A 23,249-nucleotide genomic window follows, 5' to 3' on the forward strand; every position below is an offset into this window, starting at 1 on the left:
GAACCCGTTTTACAGTCGATCGATATCCGCGGACTCGAACGAGACGTACTGGTCGGCGACCGACCGGTCCGAGCGACGGCGGGCGAGCCAGTGTTGGACGTCGGAGACGAACAGCGCGAGGTTTTCGCGGCCGAGCAGCGCGATCGAGATCCCCTGCGGCGAGCGGAACAGAGCGATCAGCGACCACATCGTGCCGGCCGCGACCGCGCCGGCGGCGGAGAAGGTCATTCCCAGCGTGAAGAAGGTCAGTCCGTACACGAACCCGATCCCCATCGACGGGAGGCTCGTGCCGAGCGGAACCCGCGCGCTCGAGTCGCGCAGCGTCGGCGCGAGGAAAACGATCGAAAGGCTGCTCCCCAGCATGAATACGAGATCTTGCCACATCATCAAAACTACTTACTCGCCCACGAGTTAATAACTTCGTTGGTGCCGAAATCGGTCGTTAGACCTGAATGTCGCCGAAATCAGTCGTTCGAACGAATCGGTGAATCAAAACCGAAGTCGGGTATCGGGGCCGCGCTGGAGGAGTGCAAGCCGTGATTACGACGGCGAGGATCGCTTCGGCCGCGTCCCGATCAGTCCCCGGCGAGGACGCCGTCGTCGACGAGCGTCTCGCGAGCCTCGGCCATCGACGTGACGACGACGTCGCAGTGCGGTTCGACCGCCGGTTTCGGGTCGAAGCCGATCGCCAGCCCCGCGACCTCGAGCATCGGCAGGTCGTTGGCCCCGTCGCCGACCGCGACGGTGTCCGCGAGGTCGACGCCGACGTCGGCGGCGAGGTCCTCGAGCGCGTCGTCCTTGGTCCCCTCGATCAGCGGCCCGTCGACCGCGCCGGTGAGCTCGCCCGCTTTCATCGGGAGCCGGTTCGAGACGATGTGATCCACGGAGACGCCTTCGCGCTCGAGCGCCGCTGCGACGCCGCGTTCGAACCCGCCGGTGAGGATAGCGGTCGTGACGCCGGCCTCGTTCAGTTCCGCGATGAGGTCGGCGGCTCCCTCGCGGAGGACGACCTCGTCGAAGGCGGCCTCGGCTTCGGCTTCGGGCAGTCCCTCGAGCAGCGCCGCGCGCCGGCGCAGACTCTCGGCGTAACCGATCTCGTCGTTCATCGCCCGTTCCGTGATATCGGCCATGCTGTCAGCCACGCTACGGCGGTCGCCGAGCAGCACGGTCATTTCCGAGTCGGAAAGCGTCCCGTCGAAGTCGAACGCAACGACTGTCATTGCCCCCGATTGTCGGGCCCCGGATAAACCAGTTCAGGTTTCCCGTCGCACCGGAGGGAAGCCGTTCCTCGCTTCGGTCGACCAAAACGTATTATCCGGCCGCCTCCGTTGCCGAGCACATGTCGTCAGATCGACGGTTCGAGTACGAGAAGGGACCCGACCTCGAGGACGAGGAGCCGATCACCGAGCGCGACGACGACGGCGACGAGGACGAGCCGGCGGGAGACGCTCCGCGACGCGGGCGAACGCGGTTCGCCGTTCCCCCCTGGAAGGCCGGTGCGATCTCCGGCGCGAGCGCCTTCGCAGTCGTCCTCGCGGCGACGTACCAGCTCGTCGGGGCGATGTTCGCAGGCGGAATGTTCAGCGGAGTCGAAGAGCAACCGAGTCGATTGGTCGTGACGGGACTGGTGACGCTCGGGAGCCACGGTGCGACGCTCGAACAGGACGAAGAAGTGATCCGCGGTGCGTTCGGATTCATTCGGGGCTTGACCAGCCACGTCTCGGCACTCGTCCCGATCGTCGTACTCGTCGTCGCCGGCTACCTCCTCGTGCGCTACGTTCGCCTCGAGACGCGGCAGGAGGCCGGCCTCGCGCTCGGGTCGCTAGTCCTGTGTTACGTCCTCCCGACGGCGGCCCTGGCGGCGATCGCTCGCTGGACGCCCGAGGACACCGGCGGTGCGCAGGAGGCGGAAACGATCGCCGTCGCGACCGACCTCTCCCTCGTCGCGACGATCGGCGGGACCGCGCTCACGTTCGTCGTCATCGGTGCCGGTATCGCCGCCGTTCCGCGACTGCTGGCCGCGACCGAATGATCCGTCGACGGGCGACGAACGGTGAACGGCGATCGGCGGACGCCAAACGGCGAATTCCGCTCGGTCGAATCCGTTCGATCGAACCGCTCGAGGAACCCGGACTGATCACTCGCTGTCCTCGACGGGCGTCTTGACGATCGTCACCGGCCGCGAGGCGAGTCGTGCGACGCGGTCGGTGACGCTACCGAGCAACTGTCGGTACTCGCCGGGTCGTTCCTTCGACCCCATGACGATCAGATCGGCGTCCACCTCGTCGGCGTAGTCGATGATCTGCTCGTGTGGCGACCCGTGCCTGACGACCGTCGTCGGTTCGAGCCCCGCCGCCCGGGCCGCCTCGGCGGCCGATCCGAGCGCGTCCTCGCCGATCTGTTCGAGGGCGGCCTCGAGTCCCTCGAACTCGTGGACGTATTCGTCGCCGCTGTAGGTGCTGTAGACGTCGCTGTCGACGACGTACAGCAGGTCCAGCGCCGCGTCGGTGTGTTCCGCGAGGGCGATCGCGTGTTCGATCGCCAGTTCCGTCCCCTCCTCCGCGTCGGTCGGCAGTAGGATCCGATCGTACATACGAAAAAGTATGTTTCGGAGACATATAACGGCGACCGGTGGTTCCCGACCGGTGGGAGTGAGACGGCAACCCCACTGCTACCGATGACGGGAGGTCCCGGTGCCGATCGGCTACCGTTCATGGTCGAGTACGGAACGCCCTGTGGTGGCGTCGGCAGCGGAGGGGCTCACGTCTGCGTCGTTCGTACCGAGCGCTCTCCCGATCGCGACAGACAGCGGTATTTTTTGCCGCGCACGACCACAACGGAAGGGTTTACGTGCTTCGCACGGTTGTCTCGCGCATGAAGGTTCTCGTCACGGATCCCATCGCGGATGCGGGTCTGGACGTACTCAGAGACGCCGGGCACGAAGTCGAGACGGGCTACGAACTCGAGGGCGACGCCCTCCTCGAGGCGGTTTCCGACGCGAACGGATTGATCGTCCGCTCGGGAACGGAGGTCACCGAGGACGTCCTCGATGCTGCGGAGGATCTGGTTATCGTCGGTCGAGCGGGGATCGGCGTCGACAACATCGACATCGACGCCGCGAAAGATCACGGCGTCATCGTCGCCAACGCTCCCGAAGGGAACGTTCGTGCGGCCGCCGAACACACCGTCGCGATGACGTTCGCGACCGCTCGATCCATCCCGCAGGCCCACATCCGCCTGAAAAACGGCGAGTGGGCGAAGAGCGACTACCTCGGGACGGAACTCGACGGCAAGACCCTGGGCGTCGTCGGCCTCGGCCGTGTCGGTCAGGAGGTCGCAAAGAAGCTCGACTCGCTGGGCATGGACATCGTCGCCTACGACCCCTACATCAGCGAGGAGCGCGCCGACCGCATCGGTGCCGAACTCGTCGAGTTCGAGCCGTGTCTCGAGGCCGCGGACTTCCTGACCGTTCACACGCCGCTGACCCCCGAAACGGAGGGGCTGATCGGCGAGGACGAACTATCGCTGCTGGGCGACGGCTATCTGGTCAACTGCGCCCGCGGGGGCGTCGTCGACGAGGACGCGCTGGCCGCCAAGGTCGAGGACGGTACCCTGGCCGGCGCGGCGATCGACGTCTTCGCCGAGGAGCCGCTCCCGGCCGACTCGCCGCTGCTCGAGCACGACGACATCATCGTCACGCCCCACCTCGGTGCCTCGACGGAGGCCGCACAGGAGAACGTCGCCACCTCGACGGCCTCGCAGGTCAACGCCGCCCTGATCGGCGAGCCCGTCGCGAACGCCCTGAACGCGCCGTCGATCGACGAGAGCGCGTTCCCCCGCGTCGAGCCCTACATCGACCTCGCGGAGACCGCCGGCAAGGTCGCCGCACAGCTCCTCGAGGGTCGCATCGAGAACATCGAAGTCACCTACGAGGGCGAGATAGCCGACGAGGACGTCGAGTTCGTCACCGCGAGCGCGCTCAAGGGCGTCTTCGAACCCCTCGAGTGGCAGGTCAACGCGGTCAACGCGCCCCAGATCGCCGAGGACCGCGGCGTCGACGTCACCGAGTCCAAGACCCGACAGGCCGAGGACTTTCAGAGCCTGATCTCCGTGACCGTCAGCAACGACGACGACAAGGTGTCCGTCGACGGCACCCTCTTCGCCGGCGACGACCCGCGCATCGTCCGCATCGACGGCTACCGCGTCGACGCCATCCCCCACGGGCGGATGGTCATCGCGCGCAACACGGACGAGCCCGGCGTCATCGGCCTGATCGGCTCCGTGATGGGCGACCACGACGTCAACATCGCCGGCATGTTCAACGCCCGCGAAACCATCGGCGGCGAGGCCCTGACCGTCTACAACGTCGACAGCGAGGTCCCCGACGCGGCCAAGGAGGAACTCGAGGCCGACGAGCGAATCATCGGCATCAGCGACATCACGCTGAACGGGCAGGCTTAAGCGGTCGAACGCGTCGGCAGTACGCCGTCTTTTATTCGTTTCGTGCAGTTTCGTATCCGCGGCCTCAACAGCGGGGCCAAACGCCCGATCCAGAATCCCAGGTGATACTGTCAGCCCGCGTCCGAGCTACCTTCCGGACCGGATCGTGCTGACCGACGGGCGGTACGCCTGCGTGCGGACCGACGCGAAACCGCAGTGGCGGGAAGAGTCGTCGACCGCGACGACCGCGCTCAAGGCGGGGCGTGTGGAGTCGTCGATCGAGGACGGCCGCGATCGGACGGCAACCGACGAGCCACGACTCTTACTCGGGGCCAACGGCACGGTTCAGGCCACCCTCACAGCCGACGAGCTGACCTGTCCCGGTCCCGAACCAGACACGTTCCCCTACCGGTACGGTCGCGGCGCGGACAAGCGCATCCACGTCTTCGATTGGGACCGCGAAGTCGGCCGCTACGCCGCCATTGCCGCCATGAAGGCCAACCCCTACCGGCCAGTGTCGCTGCCCTTGTTGCCCGAAGACCACGTCAGAACGGGCGGCAATCTGGCCCGCAGTGTGACGGTCACCGTCGTGACGGCCGACTGTGTCGAGTACGAACAGCCCTGATGAGACAGTCGCTCGCGACAGTCGACGCTGGCGATCGGTGGACCGCCGATCGGTTCCGAGGGTGAGGACGACGATTTCCTCGACTCGATCGGAACGCGTCCGGCATGGGGCCGGGGTCGATCACGGTGCACCCATCAAGACGAACCGACTCTCGGTGTCCCCGTTATGATCTAGTGGGTCGCGTCCAGGGGGATCCGGATCGCGTCGCCCGGGTTCATTTCGACCGACTCGTCTTCAACGGTGACTGTCGCTTCGCTCTCGATCAGCAGGTAGACCTCTTCGTAGGCGTTTTCCTTGCCTTCCCAGCCAGGTTTACACTCGACGACGGTCACATCCTGTTCTCGCAGTTCAGTTCGTCACGGAGAAAGTGCATCCCGTTCCGATTATCGACATCATCGTAGTTCGCTGTGATGTATACAGATATCACCAATAGATATATAAAGATAGTGATTATATATTTGAACGCGATGAGATCTAGAAGAAAATTACTAGTAACATCGGCCGCAGCGTTAAGTGTAAGTGCTACTCATAGTGTTGCTGGATTCAAGTCCCAGGAGCCTACCATCAAAGAGGTGCAGAAAGCAGTAGCAAGAGGTATAGACGATTCTGGCCCCAAAGGTGGTAAAGAAGCGATGCAGGATCTAGGTATCGATGCACGTGTTCAGACTACTCAGGACTTCCAAGTGAACGAGCACGCGTTGGAAACTGTAGAAAAGGGAGCTAAAGATGGCGAATTCCACGCTGAGTACGCATTTGAAGATCCAAGAGATAGTGACTCCGAATTTTCGCTCATTACTGGTGACGCGGCATCGGAGGAGGAAGTCTATATCACCCCGCATATGCACCTAGATGGGTGTAGTACTACCACCAGAAATTCTTGGTGGGTTGATGATGCGATTGGTGTTGGCTTCACCGGTGAAGATTGGGCAGAAGTTGGCGAACCCTCCGTGACAATTGATGATCCCCACGAGGCTCGCTTCACGAGTGAAAACGTAGAAGATGATGCAACTGCTGGAACTATTTCAATAGAAGCCGACGAAGCGGTATGTGCTTCCTTGGAGTCTGGTGATGCTTTTCTAACTGCTAAATATCGTTTGCGAGAGGATAAAGTGCCATCAACTCTATGGGGATCTTACTCACACACGATTGGTGGCTCACCGTACTCGTCAATAGAATCTATTTCCGGTGGAAAAGGAGGATTAGGTCTTAGCCTAAGTTTCTCTGGAAACACCTATTGGAGTATTGCTAAGCCGTTTGATCCAGAAGAGTACCTCTGACTTCGGATTAAAACGAATAGAGTTATAGATCAGAACGGGATTTTTTGTTTTATGACTTCTAAGTCTCGAAACGCGCATTTACGAGCGATTCGAACGGCAATTGCAAGCCTAGCACTAGCCATTATTACTGCAGGGCTCGTGATCAATAACGATCCAGAGGCGTTCAGTCTATTTTTAATTACGATACTCGTCCTTGTATATTCCTTCGTGCCGACAATTCGTGACGCGATTCGAAGTGGAGGATAGAGAACTAAGCGCATACCTTGCCCACCGGTGAAGGGCGAGTGTTCCGACACCAGTCGGAATGGAGGAGTAAACAAGCAGAGTATTCGTTTAATATTTTAGGTTCGGCCGATTCCTATCTAAAAAAGTATTAATATTCAGTTTTGATGCCATTTGATTTGTTCATACGTAGTAAATATGATTCCAATGTTAACCCAGAAAATCATTATCACCTATCTATACGGCACACGATAAACGTTGACGGTACCCACATCCGGACCGGATGGCGAGCGTTCACCGTCGGTGTAGCGATCAGCAAAAGACCTATCGCTCGGACGACCGATATCGCGAGTATGGACGACGACGTTTCGGTCGACTTCGGTGAGGACGGGCTCGTCCCCGCCGTGGCACAGGACGCCGACACCGGCGAGGTCCTCATGCTCGCATACGTCTCGCCGGAGGCCCTCGAGCGGACCCGCGAGACCGGCCGAGCGCACTACTACTCCCGGAGCCGCGATGAACTCTGGGAGAAGGGCGCGACGAGCGGCCACGTGCAGGCAGTCCGGGAGGTCCGAGTGGACTGCGACGCCGATACGCTCCTCTACCTGGTCGACCAGGAGGGCGGCGCGTGTCACACCGGCCACCGGTCGTGTTTCCACCGGACGATCGAGGGCGAGACCGTCGGCGAACAGGTGTTCGACCCCGAGGCAGTCTACGAGTAAGATGAGCGAGCGCGTCCCTCCAGCCGACGCCCGCTCGAACACCGGTACCGGGACCGACGACGGCGAACCGACGCCACTCGAGTCGCTCGAGGCCGCCCGACGGCGACTCGAGACGGTCGACACCCGCATCGCGGACCACGGCGAGGAGACCGTCGAGGAGGTCGCGACGGCCTACCGGAACGCGACGACACTGCTGGACGATTACGTCGACCGCGCGACGGGCACGGGCAAGGAAAACTTCCAGGCGTACATCGAACTCGAGGGGAAATTCGACGGACTGGTGTCGGGGCTGTCGGACGACATCCCCGAATACGAGGCCTTCGAGGAGGCGCTCGAGCGGATCGACAAGCGCCGACTCAGCGAGTCGGATTTCGAGCGGGCCACGGCGGCGCTCGAGCCGGCCGCCGAGTACGCCGAGCTGCTCGAGGAGCGCGAGGCCGCCCGCGACGAACTGGCGGAGGCTCGCAAAGAAGCGAACAAACGCCTGCGAACTATCGACGACGAGATCGACGAGCGTGAACGGCTCCTCGAACTGGCGAACGCGGATCTGGACGCGCCCGTCGACCGCCTCCGGGAGCCGATCGAGACGTACAACGAAGTGATCCGCGAGGCGTTTCGAGACTATCGGCTCGAGGCCAGCGCCCGCGAGGTGTTCGCCCTGCTCGAGCGGAGCCGGTGGTACCCGTTCGTGAGCTACGAACGGCCGCCCGACGAACTGCTGGCGTACGTCCGCGATAACGAGGCCGGCGAGTACACGATCCCCGAATTGCTCGAGTATGCGGACTACTCCCGATCGAAGCTCTCCCACTACGTCGAGAGCGCGGACGAACTCAAGCGATCGGTGGCGACCCAGCAGACGTATCTCGACGGGATCGACCCCGAGCCGCTGACGATCGACTGGCCGCCGGAACCCGCCGGCGCGCTCCGCACCCGGGCACGCGAGTACCGCCCCTTCGTCGCTCGGATCGCCGACGAAGACGCGGTCGCGACCCTGCGCGAAGTCCGCCTGCTCGCGACGGAGTCCGACTACGACCGTCTGCAGACCGCCGCCCAGGCCGTCGCACAGCTCACCCCCGCCGAACGCGAACGGCTGACCGACGGCCGCGTCGCGGACGAACTCGAGGCCCTGCGGACCGAACGGGAGCAACTCGAGGAGGCGCTCGAGGTCGACGACCCGGTCTGACGGTCGCCCTGCCCGCCGACTTCGGCGTCGGCTGGCGACCCCGGATTTTAGCCGTCGCCGCCCGAAGGAGACGTATGTCCAGACGCGTTCTCGTCCCGATGGACGACTCCGAACCGGCGCGAGCAGCGCTCGAGCACGCCCTCGAGTGGGTTCCCGCCGATCAGGTGTCGGTCGTCCACGCGGTCGGCGACCTCGAGGCGGACTACGGCAGCATCGTCTCGGAGGACGACGAACCCGCGTTCTTCGCTGACGTGAGGGCGATCGCCAACGAATACGACCGCTCGATCGAAACGGCCGTCGTCGACGGCGACGGCGTGGCGGACGCGATCCTCGAGTACGCCGACGAGGTGGGGGTCGACGCGATCGTCATGGGGAGCGAGGGAAAAGCCGGCGTCTCGCGGATGTTGCTCGGGAGCGTCGCGGAAGCGGTCACGCGCCGCGCGGGGATTCCGGTGACAATCGTGCCGTGAGAGCGGTCCCGGTTGCGGGCCGACCACCCGACGGCGTCGTCGATTGTGGTGGTCGAGCAGCGGTGTGTCTCGAATGGTGGGTTCGACCGAGCGCGATCGAGTGGTCGGCTCTCCGCCGGGGTTCGAGGGTCCCGTGCACAACCGAACATCCGCAGGGGGAGGCAGTCGCCTCGAGCGGACCGGGAACCGAGACGGTGCGCCCGCAGTGCAGGCGAGGCAGTCGAGGAACGAGGCCTCGAGGCGATCGAACGCCGTTTCGATCGAGGAGGCCGTCTCTTGGTGCCATCGCCGGATCGCACCAGTCCGTTCAGTAGTTGCTGCTGGGGTCTGACCCCTTCCTCGTCGGTCATCGCGGCCTCCGGGAACGGCACGAGCGGTCCGTGCGCTCGAGTGCTGTCGGTCCTCGACGAGGTTAATTTCACTCATTTTCAGGACGTTTATATCTCGGCGGGATGTACGTGTGCATGCTTCCGAAACCCTCGGTAGGGGTTTGGAAGCAAGTCTCGGGTGTCCTGACCACCCGGGGCATTTAGGTGCGCTGCCCCCTGCGCTCGTGCCTTTGGAGACTTGCTCCAGTTGAACGTTATCACAACCTTACTTATAACTAATGAAAACGTGACAGATAATTATCTGGTGCCAGTTCGAGTACCGATGGGATCTCTCGAGTGCGGAGTGAAAGCGGAAGATCGTTGGCATCGCGAGGCGGCGGTGCCGTCTCGAACGACTTCGTTCACTGCGTTGTCGCGCGGCGTTGCCGCGCGAACGGTCCGAGGGACCGCTGGTCCCTCGCTATTCACGAAGACCACGGGCACATTCGTTCCGCGGTTCGCCCATCGGCGAACCGAGCACAGCGCGCGTCACCGCACCTCGGCACCGCTACTCGATACGAGCGATCGCCGAATTATCGAGCCGATACGATCTCAGGCGTCGGCCTTCGCCTCGGCCAGCGCCTCGTACATGTCCTCGGCGAGCGTCTCGGCGCGGTCGGCGTCGCGGGCCTCGGCGTAGATCCGGACGAGCGGTTCGGTCCCGGAGGGGCGGGCAAGCACCCACGCGTCGCCGTAGTCTAGCCGGTAGCCGTCTCGAGTGTTGAGTTCCGCGTCGGCGGCCTGTGCCTGGTTGGCCGCGGCGTCGAGCATCGCGTCGCGTTCGGCCGTCGACTCGTACTCGATGTTGCGTCGGACGTTGACGTAGCCGTCGTAGGGGGAGACGATCTCGCTGACGGGGCGTTCGGCCACTAGCTCGAGGAAGCGCGCGGCCGTGAAGGCCCCGTCTCGCGAGAGCCGATAGTCGGGGAAGAAGATCCCGCCGTTGCCCTCGCCCGCGACCGGCACCCGTTCGCCGTTGGCCTCGAGTTCCTCGATGCGGGTGATGATGTTCGTCGAGCCAATCGGGGTGAGCTCGAGTTCGGCCCCGACCTCGTTCACGACGTCGACGAGGCGCTGGGAGACGTTGACCGCGGAGACGGTGGTGTCGCCGGCCTCGAGTTCGGCGGCCGCGAGCGCGGCGAGGGTGGCGTCGCCCTCGACGTACTCGCCGTGCTCGTCGAAGAAGATGGCGCGATCGGCGTCGCCGTCGTGGGCGATGCCGACGTCGGCGTCAGTGGCCCGGACGAGCCGGCCGAGATCGGTGAGGTTGTCCGGGATCGGCTCGGGATCGCGGCCGGGGAAGTGGCCGTCCGGCTGGGCGTTGACCGTCACGACGCGACAGCCGAGTTCGCGGAAGAACTCGGGGCTGGTCAGCGATCCCGCGCCGTGGCCCGGATCGAGCGCGACGGTGAGATCGGCGTCGGCGATCGTCTCATGATCCGCAGCCGCGAGCAGGTCGTCGACGTACTCACGTCCCACGCCGTCGATCTCGTGGACGCGACCGGTCTCGTCCCAGGGAGCGACGGTGAACGACTCCGCGAGCAGGGTCTCCTCGATCGCCTCGAGGTCGGCGACCGCGAGCTCGACGCCGTCGCTCCCGACGAGTTTGACGCCGTTGTACGGCGGCGGGTTGTGCGACGCCGTGATCACCATCACGGGGACCCCTTCCCGTTCGGCGTAGGCCTGTGCTCCCGGCGTGGGGACGATCCCGAGGCGGTCGACGTCGGTTCCCGTACTCGCCAGCCCGCTGGCGGCCGCGTCGGCCAGCATGCGTCCCGTATGGCGCGTGTCGCGGGCGATGGCGACCCGATCCCCACCGTCGCCGTCCCCCCAGGTCGTCCCCGCCGCTTTCGCGACGCGCAGGACGAACGCGGGCGTCAACTCCTCGTTGGCGACGCCTCGGGTCCCACTCGATCCGAAGACTTGCATTACCGGCTAGTCTGACCGGCCTCCTCAAAGGGATTCCGCAAACCGATTCGACCACAGCCGCCGCGGACGGAACGTTTTCGGCCCGTCCCCGCGACGGTCCCGTATGGACTCGATCGAAGAGAAACGCGTCTACGGCGATCGCGGCGGGGCGATCACCGCCTACATCGCGAGCGGAATCGGCATCGTCCGCGTCCGCGTGGCCGGCGATTCCGTCGGCGAATTCGGCCTCTGCGAGCGGTGTGACGCGCGAGACATTGCGGCGACCCGCGACGGCGTCGCCGTCGCGACCGACGAGGACGTTCGGCTACTCGAACTCGAGGACGGAGCCGACGCCGACGAACGGACCGACGAGACGTTCGTCGAGACGGACTTCGGCCCGGCGGTCGCGGTCGGCTACGACGGCGGCGAGCTGATCGCGGCCGGCCCGGACGGCCGCGTGGCGTCTCGACCGGCCGGCGCCGACGAGTGGACGACGCTCGAGGACGAGGTCGGTGGACCGGTGCGAGCGATCGACGGCGATCTCGTCGGGACCGACAACGGCGTCTACCGCGTTCACGACGGCGGGCTCGACCACGCCGGGCTGACGGACGTCCGGGACGTCTCGGCCGCCGGCGTCCCGCTCGCCGCCACCGCCGACGGACTCTACAAGCTCGGCAACGGCTGGATGGAGATCCGCGAGGGGTCGTTCGACGTCGTCGCGGCGGATCCGCGTTCGGAACCCGGCCAGCTCGAGCGCGCACACGCGGTCGCGGACCGGGTCTTCTACGAGTACGCCGCGACTGACGACGAGTGGCACGAGAGCGGGCGCTCGAGCGACCGGATCGTCGGCTTCGGCTACGGCGAAACGGTGTACGCCATCACGGTCGGCGGCGTGTTCCGGACGGCGACGGACGGGACGTGGCGAAAACGAGCGCTCGGCGTCACCGACGTAACGGGCCTCGCCGTGCCGCTCTACGCGGCCGACCGCTGATGCTGCGTGCCCGGACCCGAGCACTCGTTTAAGTGCTTCTGGTCACAAGGTGAAGCTACGAAGGGCTTTTGCGGACGGTACTACCGGACGTGGAGCGGCCGGTTTCTCGGTTCGAGAACGAAAACTGGTTTACCCCCCGGGCTGTCCCACCGACTATGATCGTTAGCGGATCCACGTCGCAGACGCTCGCCGCAGCGCTCGCACGCGAACTCGCGGAACCGCTCGCTGCGGTCGAGTACGACCGATTCCCCGACGGCGAACTGCTGGCAGCCGTCCCCGGCGTGGCCGAGGCCGAGCCGGATCGAGCGGTGATCGTCGCGTCGACGCTCTCGAGCGACGCCCACCTCGAGGTACTCCAGTTACAGGACGCCGTCCGGGAGGCCGGCGTCGGGGAAGTCGTCACCGTCTTGCCCTACATGGGATACGGCCGACAGGACGCCGCGTTCGAACCGGGACATCCCGTTTCCGCGCGGGCGATCGCACGCGCGATTTCGACGGGCGCGGACCGCGTGGTGACGGTCAATCCCCACGAGCGTGCGGTCTGCGAGTTCTTCGAGCCGACCGCGACCGCGGTCGACGCCGCGGGTCGACTGGCCGAGCCGCTCCCCGACGACCTCGCGGATCCGGTCTTCCTCTCTCCCGACGCGGGTGCCGTCGAGCTCGCGGAAACGGTCCGGGACACCTACGGCGCGGGCGAGACCGACTACTTCGAAAAAACGCGCCACTCCGGTACTGAGGTAGAGATCTCGCCCAGCGACGTCGACGTCGCCGGCCGCGACGTGGTCGTCGTCGACGACATCATCGCGACGGGATCCACCATGAGCGAAGCGGTCGCCGTGTTGCAGGAGCGAGACGTCGGCCGCGTCTTCGTCACCTGCGTCCATCCGCTGCTCGCGCGCGACGCCGTCACGAAGCTCTCGCGGGCCGGCGTCGAGGCGATCTACGGCACCGACACCATCGAGCGCGGTGTCGAGACGATTTCAGTCGCCCCGACGCTCGCAACAAACCTGTAACTAAACGATTAAGTAGTGGCCAGACATCGTGTTTAGTTGGTAGCGCGTGGCACGAGACGGTCTCGGCCGCGACGAACGCGAATCGGAATCGGAGCGATTGCGGAAACGGACTAATCGACCAGATGCACGGAATCGTCCACAAGACCCTCAAGGAGTACGTCGTCGACCGAACCGACGACGGCACCTGGGATACGATCGTCGAGCGATCCGACCTCGAGCCGAAACTGTACCTCCCCGTCTCCCACTACGACGACGCGGAGATCGACGCGATCCTCGAGACGCTCTCGACGATGGCGACCCAAGACAGACGCGCGATCGAACGGGATTTCGGCAAGACGCTCGCTCCCGAACTACTCTCGACGTTCAGTGCCCACGTCCGCGGCGACTGGGACGTCGACGAGCTCCTCGGCGGACTCGAGGACGTTTACGACGACATCGATAGCGCGACCGAGGAGACGTCGCTTCCGGCGATATCCTGTACGCTGGAGTCCGATCACGCGGTCGTCACGTACGACACCCACCGCGACCAGCAGTATTGCGGGCTGGCCCACGGGGTCCTCGAAGGCGTGATCGCCGCGTTCGACGGCGACGCACCCGTCACGAAAACGGCCTGCGCCGACGACGGTGCCGAGCGCTGTGAGTTCCGCGTCGACCTCGAGTAAGCCGGCGAAACGACCGTCGCCGTCGATTTCTGTGTAATGCACCAGGTAGCCGACCGAAAGACGTGTCGGAGCCCGTGACCGTCAGCGGCGCCGAGCGAGCAGTGTGACTGCGAGCGCCGTCACGAAGGCGACGAGTGCAGCCGGAATACCGAATCCGGGTACTTCGTCGATCTCCGCGGCCGGGCCGCCGCCGACGCTGACGACCGCGGTCCGGTCGCCGACGGCCACCTCGTACCGGCCGTCCTCGTCGAACCGGAGTTCGGCATCGACCGTCGTCGTCTCGCCGGGCCGGAGCGCCACCGAACGGTTGGCGACGGTGCCGTCCACCGTCCGGAACTCGAGGACGGCCGCCGCCGGCCGATCATCGGCGGCTTCGACCGTCGCGGTCGCCGTTACCGGTTCGCCGGCTCCGATACTGTCGGGCGCGACCTGCAGGTCGGTGACGGTCACGCTCGCGGACGAACGGACGACCACCGTGAGCCGATCCGAGCCGACGCGAATATCGTACTCGCCGGGATCGGACGGCGTCCACGAGAGGGCGTGACTCGTCTCCTCGCCCGGTGGGAGGGTCCCCCGCCGGTGGTCGACCACCCGTCCGTCGACCTCCAGGGTCGCGTCGTAGGTTCCCTCGCGATCGCCGGCGTTCGTGACAGTGCTCGGAATCGTCACCGATTCGCCGGCCGGGACCGCGATGACGTCAGGATCTCCGTCGGTACCGCCGGTCTCCGCGGCCGTCCAGCGCGGCCACTCCTGTTTCCCGACCTCGATCGGATCGGACCCCAGTCCGTACTCGAAAGCGGCGACCTCCTGATCGAAGGCAGTCCGGTGTTGGCTCCGGCTCCACATCTCCGGCGTCGACTCCGTTTGCGTGTACTGTTCGGCCACGTGACGGACCTTCGCACCGCCGTTGTCCTCGATCGAACCCAGGAAGTCCGCCTCGGTCACCGTCCCGTCCTGGGCGTTCAGCGTCCGGAACACGTCCTCGAGCGTGCGATCGCCGCCCGTCGCGAGCCGGAGCTGGCGGTCGATCTCGCCGTAGGCGAGCGCCCCTTTCGTGTACGGGGTGTTCGAATCGTCCCACGTCGAAGGATCGGAGAGCACTGCGTCGGCGTAGGACGATCGCTCACCCCGCTCGAGGAGGCCGCTGAAGTCGTTGAAATCGGTACGGCCGCTCTCGAGGGCGAGCAGGCCCGCGTAGTAGTCGGCCTGTCCCTCGACGACCCACTTCGTCTCGGAGGCGGTGTTGTCGCTCCTGCCGGAAAACCGCTGCCGAACGTGGATGTACTCGTGGAGCCACACCGGGTTCGGCTCGTCGAGCGTGGCGTCGTCGACGACCCACGCGTCCGACGCTCCGTACTGGATGCCACGCTTCGACCCCCAGTCGATATCGCTCGGCACTGCGACCATGAAGACCTCGTCCCGCCGCGATCCCACGTCGAGTCGCTCGCGAGCGTCCGCGAGGGCATCGAGGATCGCCTCCGGCGATTCCTCGAGGTCCGCGGCCTCGGGAACGACCAGTCTGATCCGTCCGCCGTCGACGGCTCGTTCGTGTTCCGTCACCTCGCCGAAGAAGGCGATGTCGCCGCCGGTCGCCCCCGGTCCGTCGACGCGCGCCGACCGGTCGAGGCCGACCGACTCGGTTCCTCGCACCGAGATCCCCACGTCGGGGACCGGCACGATACCCCACTCGCCGGTATCGATGAACGTGTAGCCGTCGCTCGACGAATCCACCGCTCGCTGGGTGCCGCCACCCCGTCGATCGGCCGGCATCGTGTACCGAATCGTCGGCGCGTCGGTGTCCTCGGTCCATTCGAACGTCCGATCGCCGGTCCGCTCGAATCCGGTCATCGACTCGACGGTCGCATCCCGTTCGAGTTCGATCTCGAGTTCCGTCACCGAATCGGGCACGTGGACCGTCAGTTCCGCCTCGAACACGTCGGGGTCGTCCGGCCGATGTCGAAGGACCGTCTCCCGAAGAACGACGTCCTCGGAGCCGCTGGTCGCCGCCGATCCGGCACTCGTCCCGACCGACGCGAGCGACTCACTCGCCTCGGGAACGGCGCTCGAGTCGGCAGTGACTGGCGACGCAGTCGCCTGTGCCGGCTCGATCGCACCGACGCCAGCTGGCAGACTTCCGACGAGCAAGACGACGAACGCGAGGACGGCGACCCGAGAGTTCACTACTCATAGCTGGTAAGTCAGCGGCCAAGACGTTTGTGGCAGCGCTACTATCACGTCTCGCTGAAACAAGCGCGGACGGAGCGAAACGAATCGAAAAACGAACCGGAGTCGGCGCTAGTCCGACGCTTCCGCAGCCGCCAGCGGCTCGATCGCGATCTCTGCATCCACCTTTTTTCCGTTCGGGTCGCTCACGGTGTTCGCGACCCCTCACGCAAAAAATCTGGACCAAAAAACTCCGCCTCGCTCCGCTCGGCGGCGACTAATCCGACGCTTCCGCAGCTGCAAGCGGCTCGATCGCGATCTCCATCGTCACGCCGTCGACCTCCCACTCCTTGCGGTGGCCGTCCTCGACGGCACGGCGCTCGTCGGCGCGAACCTCCTCGCTGATCAGGTCCTCGTGATCCGCGACGAGGTCGGCGATCCGCTCGTCGTCGATCCCGAACTCGAGCGCGATCCGCTCCTCGACGTCGAGCTCGAGGTCCTTGCGCATCTCCTGGACGCGGCGGATGACCTCGCGGGCGTAGCCCTCGCTCTCGATGTCGTCGGTCAGCGAGGCGTCGACGTAGGCCACGCCGCGGTCGTCGGCGTCGATCCCGAAGGCGGTGCCGGCGACGCTGTCGGGCGTCTGGGTGACGAAGGAGACCATCTCGTCGGTGATCTCCTCGCCGTCTTCGAGGACGTCGTCGACGGCGTCTTCGATCGCCTCGAGGCTCGGCTCGTCGATGCGGGCCTCGTTGAGCGCGTTCATGACCTGCCCGGCGCGGTCGCCGAAGGCCGGGCCCAGTTCGCTCATGTCCGCTTCGGCGCTGTACTGGAGCTCCTCCCAGCGGTCCTCGGGCGAGACCAGTTCGATCTCGCGGGCGTTGAGCCGATCTTCGAGCAGTTCGGTGTGTCGTTCGACGGCGTCGACGACCCGTCCGTCGTCCGCCGCGACGACGACGCGCGGAACGGGCCAGCGCAGCTTGCGGCCGGCCTGCTGGCGGGCGTTCGCGCCGGCTTCCTCGATCGCGCGGAGGAGCGAGACGTCGACCTCGAGCTGGTCGTCCTCGAAGTACTCGTCGACCGCGGGCCAGTCTTCCATGTGGACGGTGTCGAACCCGTCGTCGCCGGTCAGCGTGCCGTAGATCTGCTCGCTGATGAACGGCGCGTACGGCGCGAGCAGCGCGACGCTCTCGCGGAGCACGCGGTAGATCGTCGCGTAGGCGGCCGTTTTCGAATCGCTGTCCTCCTCGGCCCACATGCGCTCGCGGACCGCCTGCACGTAGAACCGGGAGACGTCCTCGACGACGAATTCGATCAGCGCGTCGAGCGCCCGGTCCTGTCTGCGGTCCTCGAAGGCCTCGGTCATCTCGGCCTTCGTGGACTGCAAGCGGGCGAGGACCCACTCGTCGATCAGTTCGAGGTCGTCGTCCACGTCCTCGAGCGTGGTTTCCTGCGGATCGAACTCGTCCAGGCGCATGTACGGCAGCGGGAACCGGAAGACGTTCCACAGCGTCCGAAGGTGGTTCTCCATCGTCTGCATCCCGTCCCAGTCGAAGCGCATGTCCTCGCCCTGCGGGTTGTTCGAGAGGAGGAACATGCGCATGACGTCCCGCCCGTGGCGATCGATCGCCTCGTGGGGATCGATCAGGATGTCCTTGGACTTGCTCATCGCGCGGCCATCGGGCATCAGCGCGTGGCCGTGCATCAGGACCTCCTGATACGGGCTCTCGCCGAGCGCGGCGGTGCCCATCCCCAGCTGGGACCAGAACCAGCCCCGGGTCTGGTCGTGGGCCTCGAGGATGAAGTCCGCGGGCCAGAGTTCGTCGAACCGGCTGTCGTCCGAGGGGTAGTCCAGCGTGCCCCACGACGCGACCGAGGAGTCGAGCCAGACGTCGAACACGTCGGGGACGCGAGTGTACGTGGTGCCGTCCTCAGTGATCGTCAAGTCGTCGACCGTGTCCTTGTGGAGGTCGACATCGTCGGGGTCGACGTCCTGATCGACGCGCTCGGCGAGTTCCTCGCGGTCGCCGATGACGATCCGATCCTCGTCGTCGTCTCGGTCTTCCGCGGTCCAGACCGGAAGCGGGATACCCCAGTAGCGCTGGCGGGAGACGTTCCAGTCCGGAGCCTCCTCGACGAAGTCACGGAACCGGTTGTCGCGGGCCCACTCGGGGTGCCACTCGCTGTCTTCGATATTGTCGAGGAGGTCGTCTTTGATGTCCGTGATCGTGATGAACCACTGGTCGGTGACGATCTGGAGGATCCCCGTGTCACAGCGCCAGCAGTGGCCGTAACTGTGGTTGACGGTGCCGGAGGCGAGCAGCGCACCGTTGTCCTCGAGGTCGGCCATGATTTCGTCGTCGGCCTCTTTGACGAACTGACCCTCGTACTTGCCCGCTTCCGCGGTGTAGACGCCGTCGCCGCCGACGGGACAGAAGATCGGGAAGCCGAGTTCGCGACCGCGCTCGAAGTCCACCTCACCGTGCCCGGGTGCGGAGTGGACGAGCCCGGTACCGTCGCCGTGGGTATCGACGTAGTCGGCGGCGTAGACCTCGAACGCGCCCTCGGCGTCGACGTGGTCGGGCACCTCCTCGCTGAGCGGATGCTCGTAGGACCAACCGAGCAGTTCCTCGCCGGATAACTCCTCGACGACCTCGTAGTCGTCGTAGCGGCCTTCTTTCAGGACCTCCTCGTGTTTCGCCTCGGCGACGTAGAGGAGTTCCTCCTCGCCGTCCTTCTCCGCGCGCACGCCGACGTAGTCCCCGTCCTCGTCGACGGCGACGAAGGTGTTCGCCGGGACCGTCCACGGCGTCGTCGTCCAGATGACGATCGAGCCCTCGCGGTCCTCGAGATCGAATTTGACGTAGATCGACGGATCCTCGACGTCCTCGTACTCGACCTCGTTGTTCGCGATCGCGGTTTCACAGCGCGGACACTGGGAAATCGAGCGGTGCCCCTTCTCGACCAGGCCACGGTCCGCGGCCTTCGAGAAGCCCCACCAGGCGGCCTCCATGTACTCCGGCTCGACCGTCCGGTAGGGATCGTCCCAGTCCATCCAGACGCCGAAGTCCTGGAAGTCCTCCTGCAGCCCCTCGAGTTGCTCGTTGGCGTAGTCCTTGCACTCCTGAATGAAGTTCTCCTCGCCGAACTCCTCGATGTCCTGTTTGTTCTCGAAGCCCAGGCGTTCCTCGACGCGGGTCTCGATCGGGAGCCCGTGCATGTCGTAGCCCGGGCGATCCGTCACGTCGTACCCCTGCATCCGAAGGAAGCGGAGGTAGACGTCCTTCAGCGACTTGTTCCAGGTGGTCCCCATGTGCGCCGATCCCGACGTGTACGGCGGGCCGTCGACGAAGAAGTAGGACTCGCCGTCCGATCGGTGCTCGACCGTCTGCTCGTAGGCGTCGACGTCGTCCCAGTACTCGAAGACCCGCTGCTCGAGTTCGTGTGGGTCGTACTGGTCGTCGACCTCGTCGAACCTGCTCATACGCGACCTAATCGCCTCCGAGAGTAAAGAGGAATCGATATCGCGGATCTCTCCGGCCCGATTGCTCGAGAGAACCGGTCGGGATCGCGGCGTTCAGACGTACCGCGAGAGGACCTTTTTGTAGCCTACCCCGTACGCACCGGCGTAGAGCATGACGCCGCCGAGGACGGCGAGCCAGACCGCGATCATCGCCTCGCCGGAGCCGAGGTGCTGGAGGCTCGCCTGTTCGACGAGCACGCCGCCGACCGTCAACGCGCCCGCCACGACGGTATAGAGGATCAACGAAAGTGATTCCGCGAGCAGTTCGGGGCCGATGGATGTCATTACCCCCCTTCTATCCACCCATCCAAGGTAAACCTGTCCCCTCGGGTGCGACGCGATACCACGGCTGCAATCGTACGGAACCGACCCGGCTAAACCGCTGCGGACGTATTCTGGGACGTGCCCGCGTCCGATTCCGATACCGACGCAGAGTCCGATTCCGCGACCGCCGACGAGCCACCCTATCCGAGCGATCGCAACGTCCTCGAGCCCGACTGCACCCGCTGCCCGGCGCTGGCCGACTCCCGCGAGTGCATCTCGTGGGGGACCGGCGATCTCGATGCCGACGTCGTGGTCGTCGGCGAGGCACCCGGCTACGGCAACCCCGAGGCCGATCGCTGGCAGGGCGGCAACTGGACCGGCAAGGCGTACACCTCGCGCCACTCGGGCCGACGCATCCGGCGAATGGTCGACGACGTCGGTTACGGCGACGATTCCTACTACACGAACGCGGTGAAGTGCTTTCCAGCGGATCCTGAAGATCCAACGAGTAACCGCGAACCCACACCCGAAGAGCGCGCGACCTGTCGAACCCACCTGCTGACCGAACTCGAGTCGATCGATCCCTCGGTCGTCCTCGCCACCGGCAAGCACGCGACGAAAACCGTGCTGGCGGCCGAGGATCGAGACCTCGAGGGCTTTCTCGACAGCGTGCTCGAGCCGGTGCGCTGTGAGCGCCTCGACGTGTGGCTGGTGCCGATTCTCCATCCGTCCTATCAGGACGTCTGGATCGGCCGGCTGGGGTACGAGCCGGAGGAGTATCTCGAGGCGATCGGTGAGACCCTCGACGAGTTGTGTCGGACGACGGCCCAGCGATAGTCACGAGCGACTGCCGGGCGGGATCGAGCGCGCGTCGCAGCTGCCGCGAATGGTCAACTGCGGTGCCGAAGCGACGGCGGCGTGACGTCCCATCGATCCGCGGTGACACCGTCGACGCCGGCCTCGTCGAGCGCTCGAACGTCGTCGGCAGTCCGCGCGGCCTTCCAGGCGATGACGTCGAATCCGCGCTCGCGGGCGGCGGTCACGACGTCGGTTTCGACGCAGAGATCGTAGTGCGGGAACACGTGCGTACAGTCCAGTTCGACCGCCCGCGAGAGGTTCGCGTCGGGTTCCTCCCCGAAGAGGAGGCCGTTGGGAACGTCCAGATACTTCGTCTCGAGCTCCGCGAGCGCCTCCGGGAGAAACGACGTGATGCGGACGTCGGCACCGGTGGTCATCGCCACCTGCAACGTATCCGTCGCGATACCTCGTTCTTTCAGCTCGAGTTGCACGGTGACGTCCTGCGGAACGGCGCGAAGTACCGACTCGAGTCGAGGAATCGATTCGTCCGACTCGAGCACGGACAGTTCGCGGAGGTCGGACCACGGCGTCTCCGCGACTCGCCCGGACGCGTCGGTGACGCGCTCGAGGGTGTCGTCGTGGAACACGACCAGTTCGCCCGATCCGCACCGCCGCACGTCGACCTCGACCGCGGACAGCCGACGGGCGGCTTCTCGAACGGCGAGAAGGGTGTTCTCCGGAAACTGATCAGCACAGCCGCGATGGCCGATGATCTCCATCTACCGGGACCGCACCAGCCGATGAACATCAATATTCTGGTTTCACGGTCTGAAACGGTCGATAATACGGAATATTCCCGAAAACAGAGTATCATGCTAGCGTGGGAGTATCGACTGAGACGTCAGCGGCATCCCGGGATCGACAGTGTCGAATGCGGGTGTCTCGGTACCGATCACGCACACCGGATCCGTTCGGACGCGAGCCACGCTCGAGCCAGCTCGAGGTCCGCCGGTCGATTGACTTCGATATGGCGATCGGCCGGGATCAACAGCGGTCTGGTCGGTGTCCGAGGGTACACGCAGGGGTACCAATCGTCCAGATGCTCTCGCAGGATCCGGATCGCCGCCGTCCGGTGGTCGCGGCTCACGATCCCGAATCCGGCGTGTCGGTGGCCTTCGATGAGCCCGTAGTCCGTCACGCGTCCCGATTCGTCCCAGCAGATCGCCGTCTCCGTGTCCTGTATTCCCGAAATACTCCCGACGAGGTTGAGACGACCGCTGAGGGCGTCGAACTCCCCGACGAGCCGACCGATCTCCCGCTCGTCGACGAGTACGTCACCGTTCAGGACCAGCAGGTCGTCGTCGGTACGCCTGAGCGCGAGGAGCAACGACGCGGCGTTCTCGTAGCGCTCCCAGCCCTCGAGAGCGATCGGGTCTTCGGGATCGTACCTGTCGAGGACGGTCTCGTAGCGATAGCCTAACACGACGCTCGTTCCGTGGACGTGTGGCTCGAGCAGCGCGCGTTGTCGATCGTACAGCGTTCGGCCGTCGAACTCGAGGAAGGCTTTCGGGACGTCGTCGGTGTAGTGTCCCAGGCGACGGCCCCGGCCTGCGGCCAGTATTACGCCACGCATCGGCACACCTCTTCGGCGGCACGCTCGCCGGCCCGGCCGTCCATCGGAATGCCGAGGCGCTCGAGCCACGACGCCCGCCGGCGCTTCACGGCGGGCGGCTCGCCGTTTCTGTACAGCTCGTCGACGAGCGCGAGATCGATCGCGTCCGCGGTGACGCCGATCCGAGGCACCTCGCGGTCCGGTGCGTCGATGGCCGTCAGTTGCACGAGCGGTCGGCCGGTGTGGAGCCACTCGGCGATCGAACCGGAGTAATCGGAGACGAGCACGTCCGATCGACGCATGCTCTCGGTCGGCGTCGCGGCCGTATCGAATACTACGTTCGGTAGCTCGGCGATCCGTTCGCGACACTCTCGGGTGACCGGCAGCCCGGGGCCTTCGCGCCTGTCCGTCGGGTGGGGTCGAAAGAGCAGTTCGTACGCCGAGTCGGCGAAGCACTCGACGACCGAGCGGGCGGTGTTCGCGTACGCGCCGCGGCCGACCAGATAGTTGGTCGGCGCGTACAGGACCCGGTGCACTCGAGGCGGTGGCGCGTCGACCAGCGCGTCGGCTTCCGGAATCCCGACGACGGCGACTCGCACGTCGGGCGGCGCCGCGGACCGATACGCCCTCGCCCAGCGTTCCCCGGGCGCGAGCGCGGCGGCGACGTGCTCGAGAATCGTCTCCGCCGTGACCCGTCTCTCGTCGCGACCGATCGACGCGCCGTGGCGAACGTGGACGAGCGGGTACTCCTCATAGAACGTGAACCGATCGATGCCGAACCGATGATTGTAGACGACGACGCCGGGATCGATCGCCCGCACGTTCTCGTCGACCGCGTCGGGACGGCGTACCTCGATCTCGTCGATACGGTCGCTACAACCCCGCGCATCCGCTCGGACCGGGATGAATGCCGACTCGACGTCCACGTGACGATCGATCGCTTCGAACGTCTTTCGCATGAACGGTCGCTCGATCGCGTACAGTACTGCTACCATGCTATGAACCACC

The 23,249-nt window shown here is 65.4% G+C and carries 22 protein-coding genes; 11 read left to right on the forward strand and 11 right to left on the reverse strand.

Annotated elements, in window-relative coordinates; translation table 11 throughout:
* Positions 1-9: 9 nt before the first annotated feature.
* Positions 10-387 (reverse strand): hypothetical protein, encoded by a 378-nt coding sequence (locus LDB05_RS14735; protein ID WP_226004746.1) that lies wholly within the window; start codon positions 385-387, stop codon positions 10-12.
* Between the two features lie 188 nt (positions 388-575).
* Positions 576-1,220 carry a phosphoserine phosphatase SerB gene (gene serB, locus LDB05_RS14740; protein WP_226004747.1) on the reverse strand — a complete coding sequence of 215 codons (645 nt, stop codon included), beginning with the start codon at positions 1,218-1,220 and terminating at the stop codon, positions 576-578.
* Between the two features lie 119 nt (positions 1,221-1,339).
* Between serB and LDB05_RS14745 the strand changes: the two genes are divergently transcribed.
* The gene (locus LDB05_RS14745) at positions 1,340-2,032 is read left to right on the forward strand and encodes a hypothetical protein (protein WP_226004748.1); all 693 of its coding nucleotides are present in this window, start codon (positions 1,340-1,342) and stop codon (positions 2,030-2,032) included.
* Positions 2,033-2,137: 105 nt separating this feature from the next.
* Here LDB05_RS14745 and LDB05_RS14750 read toward each other — a convergent pair whose 3' ends face one another.
* Entirely contained in the window at positions 2,138-2,593 is a 456-nt protein-coding gene (locus LDB05_RS14750) for a universal stress protein (RefSeq protein WP_226004749.1), read from the reverse strand.
* Between the two features lie 281 nt (positions 2,594-2,874).
* Between LDB05_RS14750 and serA the strand changes: the two genes are divergently transcribed.
* Both serA and LDB05_RS14760 read left to right on the forward strand, forming a co-directional pair.
* Positions 2,875-4,461, forward strand: a complete 1,587-nt coding sequence (serA, locus tag LDB05_RS14755; RefSeq protein WP_226004750.1) for a phosphoglycerate dehydrogenase — start codon at positions 2,875-2,877, stop codon at positions 4,459-4,461.
* A 145-nt stretch (positions 4,462-4,606) separates the two neighbouring features.
* Entirely contained in the window at positions 4,607-5,065 is a 459-nt protein-coding gene (locus LDB05_RS14760) for a hypothetical protein (protein ID WP_226004751.1), read from the forward strand.
* 170 nt (positions 5,066-5,235) lie between these two features.
* On the opposite strand, the gene LDB05_RS14765 is transcribed toward LDB05_RS14760, so the two are convergent.
* Positions 5,236-5,397 (reverse strand): cupin domain-containing protein, encoded by a 162-nt coding sequence (locus LDB05_RS14765; RefSeq protein WP_226004752.1) that lies wholly within the window; start codon positions 5,395-5,397, stop codon positions 5,236-5,238.
* Positions 5,398-5,475: 78 nt separating this feature from the next.
* Here LDB05_RS14765 and LDB05_RS14770 point away from each other — a divergent pair, with 78 nt between their 5' ends.
* The 4 genes from LDB05_RS14770 to LDB05_RS14785 all read left to right on the forward strand — a co-directional run bounded on the left by LDB05_RS14770 (position 5,476) and on the right by LDB05_RS14785 (position 8,939).
* Complete coding sequence (locus LDB05_RS14770; RefSeq protein ID WP_226004753.1) at positions 5,476-6,342, forward strand: hypothetical protein; 867 nt, start codon at positions 5,476-5,478, stop codon at positions 6,340-6,342.
* Positions 6,343-6,917: 575 nt separating this feature from the next.
* Entirely contained in the window at positions 6,918-7,286 is a 369-nt protein-coding gene (gene hisI / locus LDB05_RS14775) for a phosphoribosyl-AMP cyclohydrolase (protein WP_226004754.1), read from the forward strand.
* A gap of 1 nt (position 7,287) precedes the next feature.
* The gene (locus tag LDB05_RS14780; protein ID WP_226004755.1) at positions 7,288-8,469 is read left to right on the forward strand and encodes a DUF7118 family protein; all 1,182 of its coding nucleotides are present in this window, start codon (positions 7,288-7,290) and stop codon (positions 8,467-8,469) included.
* A gap of 74 nt (positions 8,470-8,543) precedes the next feature.
* A complete protein-coding gene (locus LDB05_RS14785) occupies positions 8,544-8,939 on the forward strand; it encodes a universal stress protein (protein WP_226004756.1) in 396 nt (131 codons plus the stop codon).
* 920 nt (positions 8,940-9,859) lie between these two features.
* Here the strand turns inward: LDB05_RS14785 and glmM are convergent.
* Positions 9,860-11,236 (reverse strand): phosphoglucosamine mutase, encoded by a 1,377-nt coding sequence (gene glmM / locus LDB05_RS14790; protein WP_226004757.1) that lies wholly within the window; start codon positions 11,234-11,236, stop codon positions 9,860-9,862.
* Positions 11,237-11,339: 103 nt separating this feature from the next.
* Between glmM and LDB05_RS14795 the strand changes: the two genes are divergently transcribed.
* From LDB05_RS14795 to LDB05_RS14805, 3 genes are all read left to right on the forward strand, one after another.
* On the forward strand, positions 11,340-12,206 hold the full coding sequence (locus tag LDB05_RS14795; RefSeq protein WP_226004758.1) for an HVO_0234 family beta-propeller protein: 867 nt from the start codon (positions 11,340-11,342) through the stop codon (positions 12,204-12,206).
* 155 nt (positions 12,207-12,361) lie between these two features.
* Complete coding sequence (locus LDB05_RS14800) at positions 12,362-13,219, forward strand: ribose-phosphate diphosphokinase (protein WP_226004759.1); 858 nt, start codon at positions 12,362-12,364, stop codon at positions 13,217-13,219.
* A 122-nt stretch (positions 13,220-13,341) separates the two neighbouring features.
* Entirely contained in the window at positions 13,342-13,881 is a 540-nt protein-coding gene (locus tag LDB05_RS14805) for a heme NO-binding domain-containing protein (protein WP_226004760.1), read from the forward strand.
* Between the two features lie 81 nt (positions 13,882-13,962).
* Here the strand turns inward: LDB05_RS14805 and LDB05_RS14810 are convergent, their stop codons facing one another.
* The 3 genes from LDB05_RS14810 to LDB05_RS14820 all read right to left on the reverse strand — a co-directional run bounded on the left by LDB05_RS14810 (position 13,963) and on the right by LDB05_RS14820 (position 19,852).
* Positions 13,963-16,062 (reverse strand): CARDB domain-containing protein, encoded by a 2,100-nt coding sequence (locus LDB05_RS14810; RefSeq protein ID WP_226004761.1) that lies wholly within the window; start codon positions 16,060-16,062, stop codon positions 13,963-13,965.
* Between the two features lie 259 nt (positions 16,063-16,321).
* The gene (gene ileS / locus LDB05_RS14815) at positions 16,322-19,528 is read right to left on the reverse strand and encodes an isoleucine--tRNA ligase (protein ID WP_226004762.1); all 3,207 of its coding nucleotides are present in this window, start codon (positions 19,526-19,528) and stop codon (positions 16,322-16,324) included.
* 93 nt (positions 19,529-19,621) lie between these two features.
* Positions 19,622-19,852, reverse strand: a complete 231-nt coding sequence (locus tag LDB05_RS14820; protein WP_226004763.1) for a DUF8151 family protein — start codon at positions 19,850-19,852, stop codon at positions 19,622-19,624.
* A gap of 117 nt (positions 19,853-19,969) precedes the next feature.
* Here LDB05_RS14820 and LDB05_RS14825 point away from each other — a divergent pair, with 117 nt between their 5' ends.
* Positions 19,970-20,668, forward strand: coding sequence for a uracil-DNA glycosylase (locus tag LDB05_RS14825; protein ID WP_226004764.1), 699 nt, complete (start codon positions 19,970-19,972; stop codon positions 20,666-20,668).
* Between the two features lie 53 nt (positions 20,669-20,721).
* On the opposite strand, the gene LDB05_RS14830 is transcribed toward LDB05_RS14825, so the two are convergent.
* From LDB05_RS14830 to LDB05_RS14840, 3 genes are all read right to left on the reverse strand, one after another.
* Positions 20,722-21,408, reverse strand: coding sequence for a glycerophosphodiester phosphodiesterase (locus tag LDB05_RS14830; protein WP_226004765.1), 687 nt, complete (start codon positions 21,406-21,408; stop codon positions 20,722-20,724).
* A gap of 173 nt (positions 21,409-21,581) precedes the next feature.
* Positions 21,582-22,262: an NTP transferase domain-containing protein gene (locus LDB05_RS14835; protein ID WP_226004766.1), complete on the reverse strand. Its 681-nt coding sequence runs from the start codon at positions 22,260-22,262 to the stop codon at positions 21,582-21,584.
* Positions 22,250-23,236: a CDP-glycerol glycerophosphotransferase family protein gene (locus LDB05_RS14840; protein WP_226004767.1), complete on the reverse strand. Its 987-nt coding sequence runs from the start codon at positions 23,234-23,236 to the stop codon at positions 22,250-22,252. Before LDB05_RS14840 ends, LDB05_RS14835 begins: the two co-directional genes overlap by 13 nt.
* Positions 23,237-23,249: the final 13 nt, after the last annotated feature.

The organism is Natrinema salinisoli, from assembly GCF_020405205.1.
In the GTDB taxonomy this organism is placed as follows: domain Archaea; phylum Halobacteriota; class Halobacteria; order Halobacteriales; family Natrialbaceae; genus Natrinema; species Natrinema salinisoli.